Here is an 18027-nt window from a genome sequence, read left to right on the forward strand (position 1 = left end):
TTGAGTCAAAAACATCGCAAAACTCTCGTTTCTCCTCCTTTTACCCTCCTAAATCTCCGTTCTGTAAGGCTTTTCCTTGAATACGCGCCTTGACGGTGTGGTAGGCGCATTCCTATAGTGTGCGCAAGTGGCGGAAAGTGGCACAAAGTGGGTTTTTTGAACGTAAAACGCTAAAATTTGGAGAAACGCATCTGTGTTTCGCGGAGCTAACGCTATCAGTCTCGATGCAAAAGGCCGTCTCGCTATGCCGAGCCGGTATCGTGACGAGCTCATTTCGCGAAGTTCGGGGCAGTTAATCATCACGATTGACGCCGTTGATCCCTGTTTGTGTGTTTACCCCCTCGATGAGTGGGAGTTGATTGAAACCAAGTTGCGCGCGCTGCCTTCATTGCGTGAAGAAAACCGCCGACTCCAGCGTTTGCTGATCGGTAATGCCGTCGACCTTGAACTCGATGGCAGTGGTCGTTTCCTGGTGCCGCCGCGACTGCGCGAGTACGCCAAGCTCGACAAGCGCGCAATGCTGGTAGGCCAACTGAACAAGTTCCAATTGTGGGACGAAGATGCCTGGGATGCTGTGTCTGCAGCGGACCTGGCTGCTATTCAACAACCGGGCGCCATGCCTGATGAACTGCGTGATTTGATCCTGTGACTATTGATAGCGGCTTTAACCACATCACCGTACTGCTTGACGAAGCCGTCGAGGCTCTCGCCGTACGCGCGGATGGCTGCTATGTCGATGGCACATTCGGCAGGGGCGGGCATAGCCGGTTGATACTCAGCCAGCTCGGGTCCGACGGCAAACTCCTTGGGTTCGACAAAGACCCTCAAGCGATTGCCACCGGGCAAGCGCTAGCGGCCGAAGACGGCCGCTTTGTCGTTGTGCAGCGCAGCTTTGCCGAGCTGGGGGCCGAAGTTGCCGAGCGCGGCATGGCGGGCAAGGTGGCCGGGGTTCTGCTCGACCTGGGCGTGTCTTCGCCACAGCTCGATGACCCGGAGCGCGGCTTCAGTTTCATGAACGACGGCCCCCTCGATATGCGCATGGACCCTACCCGTGGGGTCAGTGCCGCACAATTCATCGCCACCGCGCCGGTGGAAGAAATCGCCCGTGTGTTCAAGGAATACGGTGAGGAGCGCTTCGCCGGTCGAATGGCGCGTGCCGTGGTCGAGCGCCGCGAAATCCAGCCGTTCGAACGCACCGCTGACCTGGCCGAAGTGCTGAAAGTGGCCAACCCTGCCTGGGAAAAGGGCAAGAACCCGGCTACCCGCGCGTTCCAGGGCCTGCGTATCCACGTCAACAACGAATTGGGCGATCTGGAGGCCGGCCTCGAAGCCGCTCTGGATGCTTTGGAAGTGGGCGGTCGCCTGGTGGTGATCAGCTTCCACTCCCTGGAAGACCGCATCGTCAAGCTGTTCATGCGTCGCCTGGTCAAGGGCGAATCCGATAACCTGCCGCGCAACCTGCCGGTGCGTTTCGAAGCCTTTGTGCCGAAAATCAAAATCCATGGCAAAGCGCAGTTCGCTTCCGAAGCCGAACTCAAGGCCAACCCACGTTCCCGTAGCGCCGTCATGCGTGTTGCGGAGAAATTGCGGTGAGCAAGCTTTTCGCCAAGCCCCTCCCGGGCGGCAGCTTCTTTATGTTGCTGCTGTTTGTCGGCGTGCTGGTATCCGCGATTGCGGTGTCCTACAGCGCCCACTGGAACCGCCAGTTGCTCAATACCCTGTACGGGGAATTGAGCGTGCGTGACAAAGCCCAGGCAGAGTGGGGCCGGCTGATCCTTGAGCAAAGCACCTGGACGGCTCACAGCCGTATCGAAGTGCTGGCCACTGAACAATTGAAGATGCACATCCCTGGCGCGGCTGAAGTTCGCATGGTGGCGCCATGATGAAACTCGAAGGGGCACTCTACCCGTGGCGCTTTCGCCTGATGCTCGGCTTGCTGGCATTGATGGTGGGGGCGATTGTCTGGCGCATCTTCGACCTGCAGGTCGTCGACCGCGACTTCCTGATCGGCCAGGGTGACGCCCGCAGCCTGCGGCATATTCCGATTCCTGCGCACCGTGGCCTGATCACCGACCGTAACGGCGAGCCTCTGGCCGTCAGTACCCCGGTGACCACCCTGTGGGCCAACGCCAAGGAACTGCAAGTTGCCAAGGACAAGTGGCCTGAACTGGCCGCTGCCCTGGGGCAAGACCGCAAGGCCCTGACCGAGCGCCTGGAAGCCCAGGCCAACAAAGAATTCATCTACCTGGTGCGCGGGCTTACCCCTGAGCAAGGCCAGCAAGTGCTCGACCTTAAAATCCCCGGTGTCTACGGCATCGAGGAGTTTCGTCGTTTCTACCCGGCCGGTGAAACCACCGCGCATATGGTCGGCTTTACCGATATCGATGACCATGGTCGCGAAGGTGTCGAACTGGCCTACGACGAATGGCTGGCCGGCGTTCCCGGCAAGCGGCAGGTCATCAAGGATCGGCGCGGCAGACTGATCAAGGATGTCCAGGTCACCAAAAACGCCAAGGCCGGCAAGCCTCTGGCGTTGTCGATCGATTTGCGCCTGCAATACCTGGCCAACCGCGAACTGCGTAACGCGATCATCGAGAACGGCGCCAAGGCCGGCAGCCTGGTGATCATGGATGTGAAGACTGGCGAGATCCTCGCCATGGTCAACCAGCCGACCTACAACCCGAACAACCGTCGCAACCTGCAGCCGGCGATGATGCGTAACCGCGCGATGATCGACGTGTTCGAGCCGGGCTCGACCATGAAAGCGATCTCCATGAGCGCTGCCCTGGAAACCGGCCGCTGGAAACCCAGCGACAAGGTCGAGGTTTACCCAGGCACCTTGCAGTTGGGCAAGTACACCATTCGTGACGTGTCCCGCACCGAGGGGCCAGTGCTGGACCTGACCGGCATCCTGATCAACTCCAGTAACGTCGGCATGAGTAAGGTGGCCTTCGATATCGGCGGCGAGACTATTTATCACTTGGCGCAAAAGATCGGCCTGGGCCAACCCACCGGCCTCGACTTCCCGGGCGAGCGGGTCGGTAACCTGCCGAACTACCGCGAGTGGAGAAAAGCCGAGACTGCCACGCTGTCCTACGGCTACGGCCTGTCGGTGACCGCCATCCAGTTGGCCCACGCGTTCTCTGTATTGGCCAATAACGGCCGTATGGTTCCGCTGAGCCTGATCCACGTCGACGAAGCGCCAAAAGCCACCCAAGTGATCCCGGAAAACGTCGCCAAGACCATGCAAGGCATGCTGCAACAAGTGATCGAGGCACCGCGCGGCGTATTCCGCGCCCAGGTGCCGGCGTACCACGTTGCTGGCAAGTCCGGTACGGCGCGTAAGACCTCGGTGGGCACCAAGGGCTATGCCGAAAACTCCTACCGTTCGCTGTTCGCGGGCTTCGGCCCGATGAGCGACCCGCGCTACGCCATCGTCGTGGTCATCGACGAGCCTAGTAAAGCCGGCTACTTCGGTGGCCTGGTTTCGGCGCCGGTGTTCAGCAAAGTGATGTCCGGCACCCTGCGCTTGATGAATATCACGCCGGACAACCTGCCGCCGACGCAACAAGCCAACGCTGGTCCACCGGCTGCCGCTGTCAAAGCCAATGGAGGGCGCGGCTGATGTCTCTTAGCCTGAACAAGATTTTTGCCCATGCCGGCCACGATCTGCTGATTCGTGAGCTGACCCTGGACAGTCGTAATGTACGCGCCGGCGACCTGTTCCTGGCGGTACCTGGCGGCAAGCTCGATGGCCGTGCGCATATCGCCGATGCCCTGCAACGCGGTGCGGCTGCGGTCGCCTATGAAGTGGAAGGCGCCACCGTGCTGCCGATCACCGATGTGCCGTTGATTCCGGTCAAGAGCCTGGCTGCGCAGCTTTCTGACATCGCCGGGCGTTTCTATGGTGACCCGAGCCGCCAGCTCAACCTGGTGGGTGTGACGGGCACCAACGGCAAGACCAGCGTGACCCAATTGGTCGCCCAGGCTTTGGACCTGCTGGGTCAGCACTGCGGCATCGTCGGCACCCTGGGTACCGGTTTCTATGGCGCGCTGCAAAGCGGCCTGCACACCACGCCAAACCCGATTGCCGTGCAAGCGACCCTGGCCGACCTGAAAAAGGCCGGCGCCAAGGCGGTTGCCATGGAAGTGTCTTCCCATGGACTGGACCAAGGGCGTGTCACTGCTCTGGCCTTTGACGTGGCGGTGATGACCAACCTGTCCCGCGATCACCTCGACTACCACGGCACTATGGAGGCGTATGCTGCCGCCAAGGCCAAGCTGTTTGCCTGGAATGACCTGAAGTGCCGGGTGGTCAACCTCGACGACGCGTTTGGCCGCCAACTGGCGGGCGGAGACAGCGACGCGCGCCTGATCAGCTATAGCCTGCAAGATGCCAGTGCCTACCTGTATTGCCGCGAAGCCCAATTCAATGATGAAGGCGTGCGCGCCACATTGGTGACGCCGCAGGGCGAGCACCACTTGCGCAGCACCTTGCTCGGGCGGTTCAACCTGAGCAACGTGCTCGCCGCTATCGGTGCACTGCTGGGCCTGGACTACGCCCTGGATGAAATCCTGCGGGTACTGCCGAAGCTGGAAGGCCCGGCCGGTCGCATGCAGCGCCTGGGTGGCGGCACGCAACCGCTGGTGGTGGTCGATTACGCCCACACACCGGATGCCCTGGAAAAAGTCCTCGAAGCCCTGCGCCCACATGCCAAAGGCAAACTGCTGTGCCTGTTCGGTTGCGGCGGTGATCGCGATCGCGGCAAGCGCCCATTGATGGCCGAGATCGTCGAGCGTTTGGCCGACGGCGTACTTGTCACCGACGACAACCCGCGCAGCGAAGACCCGAGCCAGATTTTCGACGACATCCGTGTCGGTTTCAAAGACGCCTCCAAGGTCACGTTTGTGGCTGGACGCGGCGCCGCCATTGCCCAGCTGATCGCCAGTGCCGGCGCGGACGACGTCGTGGTGCTCGCGGGTAAAGGCCACGAGGACTATCAGGAAATTAACGGTGAGCGCCATGCCTTCTCCGATCTGGTCGAGGCGGATCACGCCTTGACCGCCTGGGAGGTCGCCCATGCTTAAAGCGATGACGTTCAGCGAACTGGCCCAGGCCCTGTCGGCCCGTGTGCTGTCGAGCGACTGCACATTCACCGGCGTCAGTATCGACAGTCGTAACATCCAGCCGGGGCAGCTGTTTGTCGCCCTGGCCGGCCCGCGTTTCGATGGTCACGACTACCTCAACGACGTTGCCGCCAAAGGTGCCGTCGGTGCCTTGGTGCAGCGTGAAGTGGCCGATTCTGCCCTGCCGCAATTGCTGGTAGCCGACACCCGCCTGGCCCTGGGCCAACTGGGTGCGCTTAACCGTGCTGCTTTTGATAAGCCGGTGGCGGCCATTACCGGTTCCAGCGGCAAGACCACGGTCAAGGAACTGCTTGCTGGCGTCTTGCGTACGCGCGGGCCGGTACTCGCGACCCGTGGCAACCTGAACAATGATTTCGGCGCACCGCTGACCCTGCTCGAACTGGCCCCGGAACACACGGCGGCAGTGATTGAACTGGGGGCTTCGCGCATCGGCGAAATCGCCTATACCGTGGCGCTGACCCAGCCTCACGTGGCGATCATCAACAACGCCGGTACCGCCCATGTCGGTGAGTTCGGCGGCCCGGAAAAAATCGTCGAAGCCAAGGGCGAAATCCTTGAGGGCCTCGACGCCTCGGGCACTGCGGTACTGAACCTGGATGACAAGGCGTTCGAGACCTGGCGTGTACGCGCCGCCGGTCGCAAGGTCCTGACGTTTGCAGTGCTGAATGCCGCAGCCGATTTTCACGCTTCCAACATCAATGTCGATGCCCGTGGCTGCCCGTCCTTCACCTTGCACACTCCGCAAGGTGATGAGCACGTGCAGTTGAACCTGCTGGGCAACCATAACGTCGCCAACGCCTTGGCCGCCGCCGCTGCCGCCCATGCCCTGGGTGTGTCGCTGTTCGGCATTGCCACGGGCCTGGGCGCGGTGCAGCCGGTCAAGGGCCGCACTGTGGCGCAACTGGCTGGCAACGGCATGCGCGTGATTGATGACACTTACAACGCCAACCCGTCCTCCATCAATGCCGCTGTGGACCTGCTTACAGGCTTTGATGGGCGCAAGGTGCTGGTGCTGGGCGATATCGGCGAACTGGGCGATTGGGCTGAACAAGGCCACCGTGAAGTCGGCGCCTATGCCGCCGGCAAAGTGGACGCGCTCTATGCCGTTGGCACGAACATGGCTCATGCGGTCAACGCTTTCGGCCCCGGCGCGCAGCATTTCGCCAGCCAGGCCGAGCTGATCCAGGCGTTGACGGCGGCTGAACATGACAAACACACAACCATTTTGATCAAGGGATCGCGCAGCGCGGTGATGGAAAACGTCGTCGCAGCCTTGTGTGGCTCAAGTACGGAGAAACATTAATGCTGCTGCTGCTGGCTGAGTATCTGCAACAGTTCCACAAAGGCTTCGCGGTCTTCCAGTACCTGACCCTGCGCGGGATTCTGGGTGTGCTGACCGCGCTGTCTTTGTCGCTGTTTTTAGGGCCGTGGATGATCCGCACCCTGCAGAACCTGCAAATTGGTCAATCGGTTCGTAACGACGGCCCGCAGTCGCACCTGTCCAAGTCTGGCACTCCGACCATGGGCGGCGCGCTGATCCTGTCGTCCATTGGCGTCAGCACCTTGCTGTGGGCCGACCTGCATAACCGCTACGTGTGGGTGGTGCTGCTGGTGACCCTGCTGTTCGGCGCCATCGGCTGGGTGGATGACTACCGCAAAGTGATCGAGAAAAACTCCAAGGGGCTGCCAAGCCGCTGGAAGTATTTCTGGCAGTCGGTGTTCGGCCTGGCCGCCGCGATCTTCCTGTACACCACCGCGCCAAGTGCCGTGGAAACTACCTTGATCATCCCGATGCTCAAGGATGTGAGCATCCCACTGGGTGTCGGTTTTGTGGTGCTGACCTACTTCGTGATCGTCGGCTCCAGCAACGCGGTGAACCTGACCGATGGCCTCGACGGCCTGGCGATCATGCCGACGGTGATGGTGGGCGGCGCGCTCGGCATCTTCTGCTACCTCTCCGGTAACGTGAAATTCGCTGAATACCTGCTGATCCCTTATGTACCGGGCGCCGGTGAGCTGATCGTGTTCTGCGGTGCGCTGATCGGTGCCGGCCTGGGGTTCCTGTGGTTCAACACCTACCCAGCACAAGTCTTCATGGGCGACGTCGGCGCACTGGCGCTGGGCGCGGCCTTGGGCACCATCGCGGTGATCGTTCGCCAGGAAATCGTGCTGTTCATCATGGGCGGCGTGTTCGTGATGGAAACCCTGTCGGTGGTCATCCAGGTGGCGTCCTTCAAGTTGACCGGGCGCCGCGTGTTCCGCATGGCGCCGATTCACCACCATTTTGAACTCAAGGGCTGGCCTGAGCCACGCGTGATTGTCCGCTTCTGGATCATCACCGTGATTCTGGTACTGGTCGGCCTTGCCACCCTGAAACTGAGGTAGAAACGAGTGTCCCTGATCGCTTCAGACCACTTCCGCATCGTTGTCGGCCTCGGCAAGAGCGGCATGTCCCTGGTTCGCTTCCTGGCGAACCGGGGCACGTCGTTTGCCGTGGCCGATACGCGGGAAAATCCACCGGAGCTGGTCACGCTGCGCCGTGACTACCCGCACGTGGAAGTGCGTTGTGGCGAGCTGGATGTCGAGTTTCTGTGCCGTGCCGACGAGCTCTACGTGAGCCCGGGCCTGGCCCTGGCGACACCGGCCCTGCAAGCGGCTGCGGCCCGTGGCGTGAAGCTGTCTGGCGATATCGACCTGTTCGCACGCAACGCGAAGGCGCCGATCGTGGCCATCAGCGGTTCCAACGCCAAAAGCACCGTCACCACTCTGGTCGGCGAGATGGCGGCTGCGGCGGGCAAGCGTGTGGCCGTCGGCGGCAATCTTGGCGTGCCGGCACTGGATTTGCTCAGCGACGACGTCGAGTTGTACGTGATGGAGTTGTCGAGCTTCCAGCTGGAAACCACCCACGACCTGGGCGCTGAAGTGGCGACGGTATTGAACGTCAGCGAAGACCATATGGACCGCTACAGCGGCCTGCCGGCTTATCACCTGGCCAAGCACCGGATCTTCCGTGGCGCCAAGCAATTTGTCGTCAATCGTCAGGATGCCCTGAGCCGTCCGCTGATAGGCGAGGGCATGCCCTGCTGGACCTTCGGCCTGGGCAAACCGGACTTCAAAGGCTTCGGCATTCGTGAAGAGAACGGCGAGAAGTACCTGGCGTTCGAATTCCAGAACCTGATGCCGGTACGCGAACTGAAAATCCGTGGCGCACACAACCAGTCCAATGCCCTGGCGGCCTTGGCGCTCGGTCACGCGGTTGGCCTGCCGTTCGACGCCATGCTCGCGAGCCTGCGCACCTTTGCCGGGCTTGAGCATCGCTGCCAGTGGGTGCGCGACCTCAATGACGTCAGCTATTACAACGACTCCAAAGCCACCAATGTCGGTGCAGCCCTGGCGGCCATCGAAGGCCTGGGGGCCGATATCGACGGCAAGCTGGTGCTGATCGCCGGTGGTGATGGCAAGGGTGCCGACTTCAAGGACCTCAAAACTCCAGTGGCCGCCCATTGCCGCGCCGTGGTGCTGATGGGCCGCGATTCGGACCTGATCGCCGCCGCCCTCGGTGACGCTGTACCGCAAGTACGCGCAGCTTCCCTGGACGACGCCATTGCCCAGTGCAAAGCCCTGGCCCAGCCTGGCGATGCGGTGTTGCTGTCGCCCGCGTGCGCCAGCTTCGACATGTTCAAGAACTATGAAGAGCGCGGCCAACTGTTCGCCCGCGCCGTGGAGGCTTTGGCATGAGCCTCAACCTGAGAAACATCATCAAGCCATACCCGTCGCCGATCATTACCGGGCGCGGCATCGACCTCGATTTCCCGATGCTCGCCGGTTGCCTGGCGCTGCTCGGCCTGGGCCTGGTGATGATCACTTCGGCGTCCTCCGAAGTGGCCGCCGTGCAGTCGGGCAACACGCTGTACATGATGATCCGCCACCTGGTGTACCTGGTGATCGGCCTGGGCGCCTGCATCGTCACCATGATGATTCCGATTGCTACCTGGCAGCGTCTGGGTTGGCTGATGCTGATCGGTGCGTTCGGCTTGCTGGTCATGGTGATCGTGCCCGGCATCGGCCGCGAGGTGAACGGTTCGATGCGCTGGATCGGCTTCGGCGCGTTCAACGTGCAGCCGTCGGAAATTGCCAAAGTGTTCGTGGTGATCTACCTCGCCGGTTACCTGGTGCGCCGTCAGAAAGAAGTACGCGAAAGCTGGATGGGCTTCTTCAAGCCGTTCATCGTGCTGCTGCCCATGGCTGGCCTGCTGCTGATGGAGCCCGACTTCGGGGCCACGGTGGTGATGATGGGCGCCGCCGCCGCGATGCTGTTCCTGGGTGGTGTCGGGCTGTTCCGCTTCACCTTGATGGTGGTGCTGGCCGTCGCGGCGGTGACCATCCTGGTGCAGGCGCAACCCTACCGGATGGCGCGTTTGATCACCTTTACCGACCCCTGGTCCGACCAGTTCGGCTCCGGCTACCAGTTGACCCAGGCGCTGATTGCCTTCGGTCGCGGCGAGTGGCTGGGTGTGGGCCTGGGCAACAGTGTGCAGAAGCAGTTCTACCTGCCGGAAGCCCACACCGACTTCGTGTTCTCGGTATTGGCCGAAGAGTTGGGTGTGGTGGGCTCGCTGTGCACAGTGGCTCTGTTTGTATTCGTCTGCGTGCGCGCCATGTACATCGGCTTGTGGGCCGAGAAGGCCAAGCAGTTCTTCGCCGCCTACGTTGCCTATGGATTGGCCTTCCTGTGGATCGGCCAGTTCCTGATCAACATCGGCGTGAACGTCGGCCTGCTGCCGACCAAGGGCCTGACCTTGCCGTTCCTCAGTTACGGCGGCAGCTCGTTGGTGATTTGCTGCGCCTGTCTCGGGTTGTTGCTGCGTATCGAGTGGGAGAGTCGCACCCACCTGGGCAGCGAAGAGATGGAGTTCAGCGAAAGCGACTTCGCCGAGGAGCCGACCCATGGGCGCTAACGTGCTGATCATGGCGGGCGGCACCGGGGGCCATGTGTTCCCGGCCCTGGCTTGCGCCCGTGAATTCCAGAACCGTGGCTACACCGTGCACTGGCTGGGTACGCCCCGTGGCATCGAAAACGACTTGGTGCCCAATGCCGGCTTGCCGCTGCATTTGATCAACGTCACCGGCCTGCGTGGCAAGAGCAAGTTGTCATTGCTCAAGGCACCGTTCGTGTTGCTCAAGGCGGTCATGCAGGCGCGCAGGATCATTCGCGAGTTGAAGCCGGTGTGTGTGCTCGGCTTTGGCGGTTATGTGACCGGCCCTGGTGGTGTTGCGGCGAAACTCGCGGGTGTGCCGGTGATCGTTCACGAACAGAACGCCGTCGCCGGTACTGCCAACCGTCTGCTAGTGCCGTTGGCTGCGCGGGTGTGTGAAGCCTTCCCGAAAACCTTCGCCGCCTCCGACAAGCTTCGCACCACCGGTAACCCGGTGCGTACCGAACTGTTCATGGCCATTGCGCGTGACGCGCTGGCGGGGCGCAAGGCTCACCTGCTGATCCTGGGCGGAAGCCTGGGCGCCGAGCCGCTGAATAAATTGCTGCCTGAAGCCGTTGCGCAACTTCCTGAGGATGTGCGCCCGGAGATCTTCCACCAGGCCGGCAAGAACCACGATGAAGTCACCGCCGCGCGTTATCGCGAGGCCGGTGTAGAGGCCAATGTACAGCCCTTCATCAAAGACATGGCCCAAGCCTATGGCTGGGCCGACCTGGTGGTCTGCCGCGCTGGTGCGCTGACCGTCAGTGAACTGGCGGCCGCCGGTCTGCCGTCCTTGCTGGTGCCTTTGCCCCACGCCATCGACGATCACCAGACCCGCAACGCCGAATATTTGGCCGGGGAGGGCGCTGCCTTCCTGCTGCCGCAAAGAACGACTGGCGCCGCCGATTTGGCCGCACGCCTGACCGAGGTTTTGATGCAACCGGAACGACTCAACAGCATGGCGAGCACCGCAAGCCGCCTGGCCAAACCTGACGCAACCCGCACCGTGGTCGATATCTGCCTGGAGGTGGCCCATGGTTGAGAATCAGAAAGCCATGCCGCAACCCGAGATGCGCCGCATCCGTCGTATTCACTTCGTCGGTATCGGTGGCGTGGGCATGTGCGGGATTGCCGAAGTGTTGCTGAACCTGGGCTACCAGGTGTCCGGCTCGGACTTGAAAGAGTCGCCGGTCACCGAGCGCCTGAAGTCCTTTGGCGCACAGATCTTCATCGGCCACCGTGCCGAGAACGCCGCCGAGGCTGACGTGCTGGTGGTGTCCAGCGCCGTGAACACCTCCAACCCGGAAGTGGCCACCGCCCTTGAGCGCCGTATCCCTGTGGTGCCGCGTGCCGAGATGCTCGCCGAGCTGATGCGCTATCGCCACGGCATCGCCGTTGCCGGTACCCATGGCAAGACCACCACCACCAGCCTGATCGCCTCGGTGTTCGCCGCCGGTGGCCTGGACCCGACCTTCGTCATCGGTGGCCGCCTGAATGCAGCTGGCACCAATGCCCAGCTCGGCACCAGCCGCTACCTGATCGCCGAAGCCGATGAAAGTGATGCGAGCTTCCTGCACCTGCAACCGCTGGTCGCCGTCGTCACCAACATCGACGAAGACCACATGGCGACCTACGACGGTGACTTCAACAAATTGAAGAAAACCTTCGTCGACTTCCTGCACAACTTGCCGTTCTACGGTCTGGCCGTGGTGTGCCTGGACGACCCGGTAGTGCGTGAAATCCTGCCCCAGGTCAAACGCCCTACCGTGACCTACGGCTTCAGCGAAGACGCCGACGTGCGCGCAATCAATGTGCGCCAGGAAGGCATGCAAACCTTCTTCACCGTGCTGCGCCCCGATCGCGAGCCGCTGGACGTGTCGGTGAACATGCCGGGCAACCACAACGTGCTGAACTCTTTGGCGACCATCTGCATTGCCACCGATGAAGGCGTCAGCGATGAAGCCATCGTCGAGGGCCTGTCGCGCTTTGCCGGTGTGGGCCGTCGCTTCCAGGTCTACGGCCAACTGCCGGTTGAAGGTGGTGACGTGATGCTGGTGGACGACTACGGGCACCACCCGACCGAAGTTGCGGCCGTTATCAAGGCCGTGCGCGGTGGCTGGCCGGAGCGCCGGCTGGTGATGGTGTACCAGCCGCACCGCTACAGCCGCACCCGCGACCTGTACGACGATTTCGTCAATGTACTGGCCGATGCCAACGTGCTGCTGCTGATGGAAGTCTACCCGGCCGGTGAAGAACCGATCCCGGGCGCTGACAGCCGCAAGCTGTGCAACAGCATTCGCCAGCGCGGCCAGTTGGACCCGATCTACATCGAGCGTGGCGTGGACCTGGCGCCTATCGTCAAGCCGCTGCTGCGCGCCGGCGACATCCTGCTGTGCCAGGGCGCCGGTGATATCGGTGGCCTTGCGCCCAAGTTGCTGGCGAGCCCGCTGTTTGCAGCCGCCGCCAAGGGGAAGTCGAAATGACCACTGATTACGGCTCCCTGTTTTCCACCCTTGCGCCTGCCGACTTCGGTCGCGTGGCCGTGTTGTTCGGCGGCAAGAGCGCTGAGCGCGAAGTGTCGCTCAAGTCCGGCAATGCGGTGCTTGAGGCGCTGCAAAGTGCTGGCGTGAATGCCTTCGGTATCGATGTGGGCGATGACTTCCTTGCCCGTCTGCAGGCTGAAAAAATCGACCGCGCCTTTCTCATTCTTCACGGCCGCGGCGGTGAGGACGGCAGCATGCAGGGCCTGCTCGAATGCGCCGGCATCCCTTACACCGGCAGCGGCATCCTCGCATCGGCCTTGGCGATGGACAAGTTGCGCACCAAGCAGGTGTGGCACAGCCTGGGCATTCCGACCCCACGTCACGCCGTACTGTGCAGTGAAGACGATTGTATTTCTGCGGCCAAGGAACTGGGCCTGCCTTTGATCGTCAAACCAGCCCATGAAGGCTCCAGTATCGGCATGGCCAAAGTGAACTCGGCCGCCGAATTGATCGACGCATGGAAAGCGGCAAGTACCTACGATTCGCAAGTGTTGGTGGAACAGTGGATTTCCGGTCCCGAGTACACCATCGCCACCCTGCGTGGCCAGGTATTGCCGCCCATCGCTTTGGGCACGCCCCACACCTTTTATGACTACGACGCCAAGTACCTGGCTTCCGATACTCAGTACCGGATCCCATGCGGCCTCGAAGCAACCAAGGAACAAGAATTGATGGACCTCACGGCGAAAGCCTGTGAGGCGCTGGGTATCGCCGGTTGGGCGCGGGCAGACGTGATGCAGGATGACCAAGGGAATTTCTGGTTCCTTGAAGTCAACACCGCACCGGGCATGACCGATCACAGCCTGGTTCCCATGGCTGCCCGTGCCGCCGGTCTGGATTTCCAGCAGTTAGTGCTGGCGATCCTGGCCGACAGCATTGAGCCAAGAGGCTAAACACATGAACGGCGCATCGCTTCGTCATCAGCCCCCACAAGCACCGAGCCGCAAGCCGGTGCCACGGGGTGCAAGCCGAATGGTGGCTAAAGAGCCGATGTCGGCGCGTCTGCCAAAAGCCAACTTTGGTTTTATCAAGGCGCTGTTCTGGCCGGTGCTGCTGGTGGTGCTGGGCTTTGGCACGTACGAAGGCGCGCAGCGTCTGTTGCCGTATGCCGACCGGCCGATCACCAAGATCAGCGTGCAGGGCGACTTGAGCTACATCAGCCAGCAAGCGGTACAGCAGCGCATCGGCCCATACCTGGCGGCGAGCTTCTTTACCATCGACTTGGCTGGCATGCGCTCGGAGCTGGAACAGATGCCGTGGATCGCCCACGCCGAAGTTCGCCGTGTATGGCCGGACCAGGTCACGATCCGCCTGGAAGAACAACTGCCCGTGGCCCGTTGGGGCGATGAAGCGCTGTTGAACAACCAGGGCCAGGCGTTCACCCCGCGTGAGCTGGCCAATTATGAACACCTGCCGCAGCTGTTCGGGCCGCAGCGGGCGCAGCAGCAAGTGATGCAGCAGTACCAGGCCTTGAGCCAGATGCTGCGGCCACTGGGCTTCTCCATTGCACGCCTGGAATTGCGTGAGCGGGGCAGCTGGTTTTTGACGACCGGGGCAGGCAGTTCCGGCCCGGGCATCGAGTTGTTGCTGGGACGCGACCGCTTGGTGGAAAAGATGCGCCGCTTTATTGCCATCTATGAAAAAACCTTGAAAGAACAGATTACGAACATTGCGAGCGTCGACCTGCGTTACGCCAACGGCCTGGCCGTCGGCTGGCGTACACCGGCTGCGCCCACGGCAGCACAACCCGCTGTCGCGAAGAATTAAGAAGAGGCAGGACCCATGGCAAACGTGCAAAGCGGCAAAATGATCGTCGGTCTCGATATCGGCACCTCCAAGGTGGTGGCGCTGGTGGGCGAGGTCGGGGAAGACGGCGCGATCGAAATCGTCGGTATTGGCACGCATCCGTCCCGGGGCCTGAAGAAGGGCGTGGTGGTGAACATCGAGTCCACCGTGCAGTCGATCCAGCGCGCTATCGAAGAAGCGCAGCTGATGGCCGGTTGCCGGATTCACTCGGCGTTCGTCGGCGTGGCGGGCAACCACATCCGTAGCCTGAACTCCCACGGCATCGTGGCGATCCGCGACCGTGAAGTCAGCTCGGCCGACCTTGAGCGCGTCCTCGACGCCGCCCAGGCCGTGGCGATCCCGGCGGACCAGCGCGTGCTGCACACCCTGCCGCAGGACTACGTGATCGACAACCAGGAAGGCGTGCGCGAGCCCCTGGGCATGTCGGGCGTTCGCCTGGAAGCCAAGGTTCACGTGGTGACCTGCGCCGTCAACGCCGCACAGAACATTGAAAAATGCGTGCGCCGCTGCGGCCTGGAAATCGACGACATCATTCTCGAGCAGTTGGCCTCGGCCTACTCGGTACTGACCGACGACGAAAAAGAGCTGGGCGTGTGCCTGGTGGACATCGGCGGCGGCACCACCGACATCGCGATCTTCACCGAGGGTGCGATTCGTCACACCGCCGTGATCCCGATTGCCGGCGACCAGGTCACCAACGACATCGCCATGGCGTTGCGCACACCGACCCAGTACGCCGAAGAAATCAAGATCCGCTACGCCTGCGCCCTGGCCAAGCTGGCCGGTGCCGGTGAGACCATCAAGGTGCCAAGCGTGGGTGATCGTCCACCCCGCGAGCTGTCGCGCCAGGCCCTGGCCGAAGTGGTCGAGCCACGCTACGACGAGCTGTTCACCCTGATTCAGGCTGAACTGCGCCGCAGCGGCTACGAAGATTTGATCCCGGCCGGCATCGTGCTGACCGGTGGTACCTCGAAGATGGAAGGCGCGGTCGAGTTGGCCGAAGAGATCTTCCACATGCCGGTGCGCCTGGGCGTGCCCCATGGCGTGAAGGGCCTGGGCGACGTGGTGCGCAACCCGATTTATTCCACCGGTGTGGGCTTGCTGTTGTACGGGCTGCAAAAGCAGACCGACGGCATTTCCCTGTCGGGCCCGAGCATCCGTGACAGCTACCGCAGCGATGACGATGAGAAAGCGCCGCTGCTGGACCGGATCAAAAGCTGGGTACAAGGCAATTTCTAAAGATTTACCGCGACACCGCAACACCCGCAGCAAGCAGTAGGCGAAAAAACTAGAGAAAATGAAAGGAGAGGGAACATGTTCGAACTCGTAGACAACATCCCCGCTAGCCCGGTTATCAAAGTAATCGGTGTCGGCGGTGGCGGCGGCAACGCTGTCAACCACATGGTCAAGAGCAACATTGAAGGCGTTGAGTTCATCTGCGCCAACACTGATGCCCAGGCGCTCAAAAGCATCGGCGCGCGGACCATCCTGCAATTGGGCACCGCGGTGACCAAAGGCCTCGGCGCTGGCGCCAATCCGGAAGTCGGCCGTCAAGCCGCCCTGGAAGACCGCGAGCGTATTGCCGAAGTGCTGCAAGGCACCAACATGGTGTTCATCACCACCGGCATGGGCGGCGGTACCGGTACCGGTGCTGCACCGATCATTGCCGAAGTGGCCAAGGAAATGGGGATTCTGACCGTTGCTGTCGTGACGCGTCCGTTCCCGTTCGAAGGCCGCAAGCGCATGCAGATCGCCGACGAAGGTATCCGTCTGCTGTCTGAAAGCGTCGACTCGTTGATCACCATCCCCAACGAGAAACTGCTGACCATCCTGGGCAAGGACGCAAGCCTGCTGTCTGCGTTCGCCAAGGCTGACGATGTACTGGCCGGTGCCGTTCGCGGTATCTCCGACATCATCAAGCGTCCGGGCATGATCAACGTCGACTTTGCCGACGTTCGTACGGTCATGAGCGAAATGGGCATGGCGATGATGGGCACTGGCTGCGCCAGCGGTCCGAACCGTGCACGCGAGGCCACCGAAGCGGCCATCCGCAACCCGTTGCTCGAAGACGTGAACCTGCAAGGCGCACGCGGCATCCTGGTGAACATCACCGCCGGTCCCGACCTGTCCCTGGGTGAGTACTCCGACGTGGGTAGCATCATCGAAGCCTTCGCGTCCGAGCACGCCATGGTCAAGGTGGGTACCGTTATCGATCCGGACATGCGCGACGAACTGCATGTAACCGTGGTTGCGACCGGCCTGGGTGCGAAAATCGAGAAGCCTGTAAAGGTCATCGACAACACCCTGCACACTAGCCAGGCCAGCCAGGCAACTGCTGTCCCAGCCCCTGCTCGCCAGGAACTGCCGTCGGTGAACTACCGTGATCTGGACCGTCCGACCGTGATGCGCAACCAGGCTCAGGCCGGTGCTGCGGCGTCCCGTAGCCCGAATCCGCAAGATGACCTGGACTACCTGGACATCCCGGCATTCCTGCGTCGTCAGGCCGATTAATGGAATGTATCAGGGCTATGAAGGTGATTGGTGTTCAGCAAAGGTCTGGTCTGTTATTATCGCCAGCCTTTGTTGATACCAGTTCGCAATTTGCGCTGAAGCGGTCCAAGCCATGATTAAACAACGCACCCTGAAGAATATTATCCGTGCCACAGGTGTAGGTCTGCACTCCGGGGAGAAGGTATACCTGACCCTCAAGCCCGCACCTGTCGACACCGGCATCGTGTTTGTTCGTGCCGACCTGGACCCTGTGGTGCAGATTCCTGCTCGCGCGGAAAACGTTGGCGAAACCACGATGTCGACCACTCTGGTCAACGGTGACGTCAAAGTGGACACGGTGGAGCACTTGCTCTCGGCCATGGCTGGCCTGGGCATCGATAACGCCTACGTCGAGCTCTCCGCGTCCGAAGTCCCGATCATGGATGGCAGCGCTGGACCCTTCGTATTCTTGATTCAATCTGCCGGCCTGGAAGAACAGGACGCAGCCAAGAAGTTCATTCGCATTCTGCGGGAAGTGACAGTAGAAGACGGCGACAAGCGCGCCACCTTCGTCCCGTTCGAAGGCTTTAAAGTGAGCTTTGAGATCGATTTCGATCACCCGGTATTCCGTGACCGCACCCAAAGTGCAAGCGTGGATTTTTCCAGCACTTCGTTTGTAAAAGAAGTCAGCCGCGCCCGTACCTTTGGTTTCATGAGTGACATCGAGTACCTGCGCAAGCACAACCTCGCACTCGGCGGCAGCGTGGAAAACGCCATTGTGGTCGACGCGGATGGTGTACTGAACGAAGACGGCCTTCGCTACGAAGACGAATTCGTGAAGCACAAGATCCTCGATGCAATCGGTGACCTCTACCTGCTGGGCAATAGCCTGATAGGCGAGTTCAAAGGCTTCAAGTCGGGCCACGCCCTTAACAACCAGCTGCTGCGCAAGTTGATTGAGCAGACAGACGCTTGGGAAGTCGTGACCTTCGAAGATGCCAGCACCGCACCGATCTCTTACATGCGTCCCGTTGCGGCGGTGTAAGTAACAACTCTCTTTCTTT

Annotated in this window: 16 protein-coding genes; all 16 read left to right on the forward strand. The window is 61.5% G+C overall.

Annotation, left to right across the window (positions count from 1 at the left end):
* Positions 1-193 precede the first annotated feature (193 nt).
* The 16 genes from mraZ to lpxC all read left to right on the forward strand — a co-directional run bounded on the left by mraZ (position 194) and on the right by lpxC (position 18008).
* Positions 194-649 (forward strand): division/cell wall cluster transcriptional repressor MraZ, encoded by a 456-nt coding sequence (gene mraZ, locus RHM69_RS26540; protein ID WP_003171868.1) that lies wholly within the window; start codon positions 194-196, stop codon positions 647-649.
* Positions 646-1593, forward strand: coding sequence for a 16S rRNA (cytosine(1402)-N(4))-methyltransferase RsmH (gene rsmH, locus RHM69_RS26545; RefSeq protein WP_003188661.1), 948 nt, complete (start codon positions 646-648; stop codon positions 1591-1593). Before mraZ ends, rsmH begins: the two co-directional genes overlap by 4 nt.
* On the forward strand, positions 1590-1883 hold the full coding sequence (ftsL, locus tag RHM69_RS26550; protein ID WP_003188663.1) for a cell division protein FtsL: 294 nt from the start codon (positions 1590-1592) through the stop codon (positions 1881-1883). Before rsmH ends, ftsL begins: the two co-directional genes overlap by 4 nt.
* Positions 1883-3625: a peptidoglycan D,D-transpeptidase FtsI family protein gene (locus RHM69_RS26555; protein WP_019816949.1), complete on the forward strand. Its 1743-nt coding sequence runs from the start codon at positions 1883-1885 to the stop codon at positions 3623-3625. The genes ftsL and RHM69_RS26555 overlap by 1 nt, the downstream gene beginning before the upstream one ends.
* The gene (locus tag RHM69_RS26560; RefSeq protein ID WP_058409873.1) at positions 3625-5088 is read left to right on the forward strand and encodes a UDP-N-acetylmuramoyl-L-alanyl-D-glutamate--2,6-diaminopimelate ligase; all 1464 of its coding nucleotides are present in this window, start codon (positions 3625-3627) and stop codon (positions 5086-5088) included. Before RHM69_RS26555 ends, RHM69_RS26560 begins: the two co-directional genes overlap by 1 nt.
* Positions 5081-6451: a UDP-N-acetylmuramoyl-tripeptide--D-alanyl-D-alanine ligase gene (locus tag RHM69_RS26565; protein ID WP_038448961.1), complete on the forward strand. Its 1371-nt coding sequence runs from the start codon at positions 5081-5083 to the stop codon at positions 6449-6451. The genes RHM69_RS26560 and RHM69_RS26565 overlap by 8 nt, the downstream gene beginning before the upstream one ends.
* Positions 6451-7533 carry a phospho-N-acetylmuramoyl-pentapeptide-transferase gene (mraY, locus tag RHM69_RS26570; RefSeq protein ID WP_003188670.1) on the forward strand — a complete coding sequence of 361 codons (1083 nt, stop codon included), beginning with the start codon at positions 6451-6453 and terminating at the stop codon, positions 7531-7533. Before RHM69_RS26565 ends, mraY begins: the two co-directional genes overlap by 1 nt.
* A 6-nt stretch (positions 7534-7539) precedes the next feature.
* Positions 7540-8886, forward strand: coding sequence for a UDP-N-acetylmuramoyl-L-alanine--D-glutamate ligase (murD, locus tag RHM69_RS26575; protein ID WP_014716972.1), 1347 nt, complete (start codon positions 7540-7542; stop codon positions 8884-8886).
* Positions 8883-10106, forward strand: a complete 1224-nt coding sequence (gene ftsW / locus RHM69_RS26580) for a putative lipid II flippase FtsW (protein WP_003188673.1) — start codon at positions 8883-8885, stop codon at positions 10104-10106. The genes murD and ftsW overlap by 4 nt, the downstream gene beginning before the upstream one ends.
* Positions 10096-11166, forward strand: a complete 1071-nt coding sequence (murG, locus tag RHM69_RS26585) for an undecaprenyldiphospho-muramoylpentapeptide beta-N-acetylglucosaminyltransferase (RefSeq protein ID WP_014716973.1) — start codon at positions 10096-10098, stop codon at positions 11164-11166. Before ftsW ends, murG begins: the two co-directional genes overlap by 11 nt.
* Positions 11159-12607 carry a UDP-N-acetylmuramate--L-alanine ligase gene (gene murC / locus RHM69_RS26590; RefSeq protein ID WP_003188677.1) on the forward strand — a complete coding sequence of 483 codons (1449 nt, stop codon included), beginning with the start codon at positions 11159-11161 and terminating at the stop codon, positions 12605-12607. Before murG ends, murC begins: the two co-directional genes overlap by 8 nt.
* On the forward strand, positions 12604-13560 hold the full coding sequence (locus RHM69_RS26595) for a D-alanine--D-alanine ligase (protein ID WP_014716974.1): 957 nt from the start codon (positions 12604-12606) through the stop codon (positions 13558-13560). Before murC ends, RHM69_RS26595 begins: the two co-directional genes overlap by 4 nt.
* 4 nt (positions 13561-13564) lie before the next feature.
* Positions 13565-14434, forward strand: coding sequence for a cell division protein FtsQ/DivIB (locus RHM69_RS26600; RefSeq protein ID WP_019816943.1), 870 nt, complete (start codon positions 13565-13567; stop codon positions 14432-14434).
* 15 nt (positions 14435-14449) lie between these two features.
* On the forward strand, positions 14450-15712 hold the full coding sequence (gene ftsA / locus RHM69_RS26605) for a cell division protein FtsA (protein ID WP_014716976.1): 1263 nt from the start codon (positions 14450-14452) through the stop codon (positions 15710-15712).
* Between the two features lie 75 nt (positions 15713-15787).
* Entirely contained in the window at positions 15788-16984 is a 1197-nt protein-coding gene (gene ftsZ, locus RHM69_RS26610) for a cell division protein FtsZ (RefSeq protein ID WP_060766552.1), read from the forward strand.
* 112 nt (positions 16985-17096) lie between these two features.
* Positions 17097-18008, forward strand: coding sequence for a UDP-3-O-acyl-N-acetylglucosamine deacetylase (lpxC, locus tag RHM69_RS26615; RefSeq protein WP_003171886.1), 912 nt, complete (start codon positions 17097-17099; stop codon positions 18006-18008).
* Positions 18009-18027 lie beyond the last annotated feature (19 nt).

Origin of the sequence: Pseudomonas sp. CCI1.1 (genome assembly GCF_034348165.1) — a bacterium.
In the GTDB taxonomy this organism is placed as follows: domain Bacteria; phylum Pseudomonadota; class Gammaproteobacteria; order Pseudomonadales; family Pseudomonadaceae; genus Aquipseudomonas; species Aquipseudomonas paracarnis.